General features: G+C 73.0%; 8 protein-coding genes. 3 read left to right on the forward strand and 5 right to left on the reverse strand.

Annotated elements, in window-relative coordinates; translation table 11 throughout:
- Positions 1–57: 57 nt before the first annotated feature.
- The 5 genes from ACOV8S_RS14125 to ACOV8S_RS14145 all read right to left on the reverse strand — a co-directional run bounded on the left by ACOV8S_RS14125 (position 58) and on the right by ACOV8S_RS14145 (position 3186).
- Positions 58–750, reverse strand: coding sequence for a TetR/AcrR family transcriptional regulator (locus ACOV8S_RS14125; RefSeq protein WP_448318860.1), 693 nt, complete (start codon positions 748–750; stop codon positions 58–60).
- A gap of 119 nt (positions 751–869) precedes the next feature.
- The gene (locus ACOV8S_RS14130) at positions 870–1556 is read right to left on the reverse strand and encodes a DUF4166 domain-containing protein (protein WP_448318165.1); all 687 of its coding nucleotides are present in this window, start codon (positions 1554–1556) and stop codon (positions 870–872) included.
- Positions 1553–2314, reverse strand: coding sequence for a hypothetical protein (locus ACOV8S_RS14135; protein WP_448318166.1), 762 nt, complete (start codon positions 2312–2314; stop codon positions 1553–1555). The genes ACOV8S_RS14130 and ACOV8S_RS14135 overlap by 4 nt, the downstream gene beginning before the upstream one ends.
- 225 nt (positions 2315–2539) lie before the next feature.
- Positions 2540–2836 (reverse strand): MTH1187 family thiamine-binding protein, encoded by a 297-nt coding sequence (locus ACOV8S_RS14140; RefSeq protein ID WP_351111828.1) that lies wholly within the window; start codon positions 2834–2836, stop codon positions 2540–2542.
- Positions 2833–3186, reverse strand: a complete 354-nt coding sequence (locus tag ACOV8S_RS14145) for a DUF3817 domain-containing protein (protein ID WP_382558625.1) — start codon at positions 3184–3186, stop codon at positions 2833–2835. Before ACOV8S_RS14145 ends, ACOV8S_RS14140 begins: the two co-directional genes overlap by 4 nt.
- Positions 3187–3399: 213 nt before the next feature.
- On the opposite strand from ACOV8S_RS14145, the gene ACOV8S_RS14150 reads away from it, so the two are divergent.
- The 3 genes from ACOV8S_RS14150 to ACOV8S_RS14160 all read left to right on the forward strand — a co-directional run.
- Positions 3400–4032 carry an AIM24 family protein gene (locus ACOV8S_RS14150; RefSeq protein ID WP_448318167.1) on the forward strand — a complete coding sequence of 211 codons (633 nt, stop codon included), beginning with the start codon at positions 3400–3402 and terminating at the stop codon, positions 4030–4032.
- On the forward strand, positions 4032–4682 hold the full coding sequence (locus ACOV8S_RS14155; RefSeq protein ID WP_448318168.1) for an AIM24 family protein: 651 nt from the start codon (positions 4032–4034) through the stop codon (positions 4680–4682). Before ACOV8S_RS14150 ends, ACOV8S_RS14155 begins: the two co-directional genes overlap by 1 nt.
- Positions 4679–5361 (forward strand): AIM24 family protein (locus tag ACOV8S_RS14160; protein WP_448318169.1); only part of this gene is annotated, 683 nt, incomplete at its 3' end. The genes ACOV8S_RS14155 and ACOV8S_RS14160, both read left to right, overlap by 4 nt.

The raw sequence follows: 5361 nt of genomic DNA on the forward strand, positions 1-5361 counted from the left end.
GGGTGGGACGGGGCGGCGTCGGCCCGGTAATCCCGGTGACCGGCGAGGTTCCCGGCGCTACGGCGTGTCGGTCGGCCCTCGACCGGAAACCGCCCGTTCGGCCGAGGAGGACGACCGCTCCGGGCGAGCGACGCTGCGGCGCAGGTGGGCGCGGACCGCGCGCTGCGCGACGGGGCCCAGGGCGTCCACGGCGGAGACCAGGTCCGCCAGCCGCTCCAGGGCGTCCAGGGCGCGGGTGGCCCCCTCGGGGTCGGCGCCCTCGTAGAGCTCCAGACCGACGAAGGAGGCGGCGATCGCACGGGCCAGCCCCTCGGGGTCGGCGAACTCGCCGAACGGGGTGGCCGCCAGCACCCGGCGCAGCACCCGCTCGATCTCGGTGATCCACAGGTCGAGCCCGGCGGCGGTGGCCGGGCCGAGGCGGGCGTGGGTCTGGGCGCCGGCCAGCATCTGGCCGATCAGCGCCACGTGGCCGGAGGCCCGCTCGGTGTCGTGGATCTCCCGGCCCAGGGCCAGCAGCCCGGACAACGAGGTCACCTCGGCGAGCCGCTCCCGGTACCGGGCGACCCGCTCCCCCGCGCCGTGCCGGCAGGCGGCGGCGAGCAGCTCGTCCATCGACCCGAAGTGGTAGAAGACCAGCGCCTGGTTCACCCCGGCCGCGGCCGCCACGGACCGGGCGGACACCTTGGCGATGCCGTGCTCGGCAAGGGTGTGCAGGGTCCCCTCCAGCAGCCGGGTCCGGGTGTCGGGCACGGCTCCCGGCGCCTGGGCTGCGCCCGTGCCGCCCGCGTCGTCCCCGCCGCTCGGGCCGCCCGTGCCTCCGCCCTGCCCGCCCGGGCCGGACCCGCGGGCCGCGTCGCGGTTCGCCGGGATCACGCCCGGGCCTCCTCTCGCACCGGCCGCAGCCCGGCGCGCACGCCGTGGCGGGCGGCCTCGGTGTACTCGGCGGTGAAGGAGCCCTCGTAGCCGAAGAGCGGGCCGACGTACCGGTTGACCACACGGACCCGGATCGTGAAGCGCCCGGTGGCGTCGTCGAACGCCTCCCGCACCTCCGCGTCGCCGCCGACGAGCCCGGGGACGCGGAGGTCCAGCGGCCCCTCGCGGAACCGGTGCTCGCCGGAGCGGATGATCAGCTCGCCCCCGTCCCCCGCCGCGAGGTGCAGGTCGCTGGCCAGGTGCTGGTGGGTGCCGAGGTAGTCCAGCACCCGGTCGCCCCGCGGCCCCAGGACCATCTGCGCGTCGAAGCGGCGGGGTCCGTCGGCCAGCTGGAAGGTCCGCACGAAGCTGACCGTCTCCCGGCCGAAGGAGTCGATGTAGGGAACGTTCTCGATCACGAAGGGCACGTTCCGCCCTTCCCGCGGGACCAGGATGTTCCGGGTGGCGCCGAGCGCCAGGAACGGCCGGACGAAACGGCCTCCGTGCCAGATCCGGTCCATCACCCCGGTCCCGACACAGGCCTCGCCGCTGTCCAGGCCGACGGAGAACCGGCGCCGCAGCTCGGGGTGCAGCCGTCCGAAGTCCGCGCCCATCACCCGGCGGAAGATCGAGCCGTGGCTCATGACGTGGGCCCTTCCAGACGCAGGAGCAGACGCGGAGCACGCACCCGCAGCGGCGGGGTGCGCAGGCAGCGGCGGGCGGCCGGGGTGCCCGGCAGCGGGGTCTTGATCAGGGCGAGCGTGAGGGCGACGGCGGCCGCCAGGGGCAGCGCGAAGACGGTGCCGGGGCCGAGCGGCCCGGTCAGCGCGGCGATCTGCAGGGGTCCGGCCAGCAGCACCGCGCAGGAGGCGGCGATCACCAGGGTGCGGACGGCCATCTCGGCGATCCAGTTCAGCAGCGCGCGCTCCGGGCTGATCCCGCGCTCCAGCCAGAGCCGGAGCCGGTCGAAGGACCAGGCGGTCGCCCAGCCCATCAGACGGCGGAACACCAGCCGGTCGAGCAGGCTGCCGGCCCGTCCCCAGCGCGGGCGGTAGTCGTAGCCGGTGAGGAAGCGCACCCCGTCGCCGTCCGGCACGTACCGCCAGTAGCCGCTGCCCTCGGCGAGCGGCGAGAGCGGGTGGGGGCAGGAGAAGCGCAGCGCGGAGGTGCGCGTGCCGTCGGGCCGCTCCCGCTCCCCCGCCGAGACGCCGGTGCCGGCCACGACGAGCCCCGGCAGCACCCGGGTGGCGTAGCGGAACCGCACCGGGCCACCCTCGGGCCCGGGCAGCGGCTTGATCTCCGTGAAGCGCAGGTCCCAGCGCTGGTGGCAGGCCGGGTCCTGGGTGAGCCGCCAGAGCTCGTCGAAGTCCGCGCCGACCGTGGCCTCCACGTAGATCCCCACCGTGAACTCCCCCTCCCCGCACCGCGTTTGAGCGATCGCTCAAGTACCGAGGGCAGAAACGTACACCCGTTTGAGTAGTCGCTCAATACAGCGGAGCGACGGACGCGCGCCCCGCGGGCACGCGCGTGGGCGGCGGGCCCGTGGGCGCGCCGTGAAAGCGAGAAGCCCCGGCCGCGGCGGCCGGGGCTTCTCGCACGGGTGGAGCGCGGGTGAAGAGGGGGCGGGTCAGTCCGCCGCCAGGTGCCGCTCCACCGTCTCGACCTTGGAGGTCAGCCCGTCCCGCACACCGGGGCGGATGTCGGCCTTGAGCACCACGGACACCCGGGGCGCACGTGCCTCGACGGCCGCCACCGCGCGCTTGACGACGTCCATGACCTCGTCCCACTCGCCCTCGACGGACGTGAACATGGCGTCGGTGCGGTTCGGCAGACCGGACTCGCGGACCACGCGGACGGCGTCGGCGACGTACTCGCCGACGTCCTCGCCCACGCCCAGCGGGGTCACGGAAAAGGCGACGATCATGCTGCTGCCGTTCCCTTCGTCATCTCCTTGCGGGCCCGCGCCGCGATGACCGCGTCCTCCGTCTCACGCCGCAGCCGGCGCTCGGCGTAGAACCCGCCGAACGGCAGCACACCGAGCACGAAGTACAGCGCGCCGGTCCCGAACGACCACTTGGCCCGGTACCAGGCGTCCGCCCAGAACAGGACGTACAGGATCCACAGCACGGCGTGGATCGCGCCCAGCGCCGGCACGGCGTTGAACTCGGTGGTGCGCTTGAGGACCGAGCACACCAGCAGCAGGAGGAAGGACACCGCCTCGGGCGCCGACACCAGGCGGAGGCGGCGGAGGGCGGCAGCGGTCTTGAGGTCCACGGATCACCTTAGGTCGGAAGAACGTCACACCTTGTGAATGTGCGCACAAGCGGGCCTCGCCCATTGTGGCATCCCCTGCTCGGCTCAACGGGTGAGGGGCTTCACAGGTTCCCGGACCCCGCCGTGGGGGACCCTGAGGCATTTTTCAGGGCCACGGACCTCCCCCCGGCCTGTCCACCGGGCCCCGCCTGCGGATACCGTCGCCTGGTGGCGATGTTCCGACTTCAGGGGAGCAAGGTACTCGCCGTCGAGATGACCGGGGACTCCGTGCGCGCGAAGAACGGGTCGATGGTCGCCTACGACGGGGAGATGGCCTTCAAGAAACTCAGCGGCGGGGGCGAGGGCCTGCGCGGCATGGTGACCCGCCGGCTGACCGGCGAGCAGATGACGCTGATGGAGGTGAAGGGGCGGGGCACCTGCTGGTTCGCGGACCGGGCGTCCGAGATCAACCTGGTGAGCCTGCAGGGCGACAAGCTGTACGTCGAGTCGAGCAACCTGCTGGCCACCGACGCGGGGCTGCGCACCGGCACCACCTTCACGGGCCTGCGCGGCGCCTCCCAGGGCAACGGCCTGTTCACCACCACCGTCGAGGGCCACGGCCAGGCGGCCCTGATCTCCGACGGACCGGCCGTGGTGCTGCGGGTCTCGCCGCAGTACCCGCTGTCCGTGGACCCGGGGGCGTACGTCGCCCACCAGGGCAACCTGCGGCAGACGCTGCAGTCGGGGGTGACCTTCCGGACCTTCCTCGGCGAGGGCGGCGGCGAGGCCTTCCAGATGCGGTTCGAGGGGGACGGCCTGGTGTACGTCCAGCCGAGCGAGCGCAACACGATCGCGGGTGACGTCTGATGCCGTTCCGCGAGGTCAACTCCAAGATGGTCGAGGCCACGGTGCTGCCGGGGCAGACCATGTACAGCCAGCGCGGCGCGATGCTGGGCTACCGCGGCGAGGTCTCCTTCACGCCCAACCTGCAGGGCGGACAGGGCGGCCTGGCCTCCATGATCGGCCGCCGGGTGGCGAACGAGGCGACGCCGCTGATGACGGTCGAGGGCAACGGCACGGTGCTGTTCGGCCACGGCGGACACCACGTGCACGTCGTGGCGCTCACCGGCGAGACCCTGTACGTCGAGGCCGACCGGCTGCTCGCCTTCGACGGGACGCTCCGCCAGGGCACCATGTTCATGGGTTCGCAGGGCGGCGTGATGGGCATGGTCCGCGGCCAGGTCACCGGACAGGGCCTGTTCACCACCACCCTCCAGGGCCACGGTTCGGTCGCGGTGATGGCCCACGGCGGCGTCTTCGAGCTCCAGGTGACCCCACAGCGCCCGGTCCACGTCGATCCGCAGGCCTACGTCGCCCACCGCGGCGACCTGCGCAACAAGCTGTCCACGGCGCTCGGCTGGCGCGACATGGTCGGCCGCGGCTCCGGCGAGGCCTTCCAGCTGGAGCTCAGCGGCAGCGGCACGGTGTACGTCCAGGCCTCGGAGGAGAAGCTGTGACCGTCCCGGTCTTCGACCCCGCCACGCTCCCGGCGGACGACAACGTCAACCCGTACACCTTCTGCGTGGAACTCAAGGGCTCCCAGTGGTTCCTGCAGAAGGGCAAGATGATCGCCTACTACGGGCAGATCGAGTTCAACGGCATCGGCCACGGGGCGCTGGAGCGCCTGGTGCGCACCAGCTTCCACTCCCCGCTGCACGCGGGCGACTGGGTGGTGGCGCAGGGCTCCGGCAAGATGCTGCTGGCCGACCGGGCCTTCGACGTGAACTCCTTCGACCTCGACGACGGCAACCTCACCATCCGGGCCGGCAACCTGCTCGCCTACCAGCCCAGCCTGGCGCTCAAGCAGTCCATCGTGCCCGGCTTCCTCACGCTGATCGGCACCGGGAAGTTCGTCGCCGCGTCCAACGGGCCGGTGGTCTTCATGGAGCCGCCGATGCGGGTGGACCCGCAGGCCCTGGTCGGCTGGGCCGACTGCCCGTCGCCGTGCCACCACTACGACCACGGGTATGTGCGGGGCGTGATGGGCGGCCTGCGCGCGATGACCGGGCTCGGCGGGGCCAGCGGCGAGGAGCACCAGTTCGAGTTCGTCGGGGCCGGGACGGTGCTGCTGCAGTCCAGCGAGACGCTGATGCCGGAGCAGGCGACCGGGGCGGTTCCGCACGAACCGGGTGTACC

Source organism: Streptomyces sp. CO7 (assembly GCF_053474865.1).

Coding starts and splice junctions, on each gene's coding strand:
- ACOV8S_RS14140 (WP_351111828.1), bottom strand. CDS start 2,836: ATGATCGTCGCCTTTTCCGTGACCCCGCTGGGCGTGGGCGAGGACGTC.
- ACOV8S_RS14130 (WP_448318165.1), bottom strand. CDS start 1,556: ATGAGCCACGGCTCGATCTTCCGCCGGGTGATGGGCGCGGACTTCGGA.
- ACOV8S_RS14150 (WP_448318167.1), top strand. CDS start 3,400: ATGTTCCGACTTCAGGGGAGCAAGGTACTCGCCGTCGAGATGACCGGG.
- ACOV8S_RS14155 (WP_448318168.1), top strand. CDS start 4,032: ATGCCGTTCCGCGAGGTCAACTCCAAGATGGTCGAGGCCACGGTGCTG.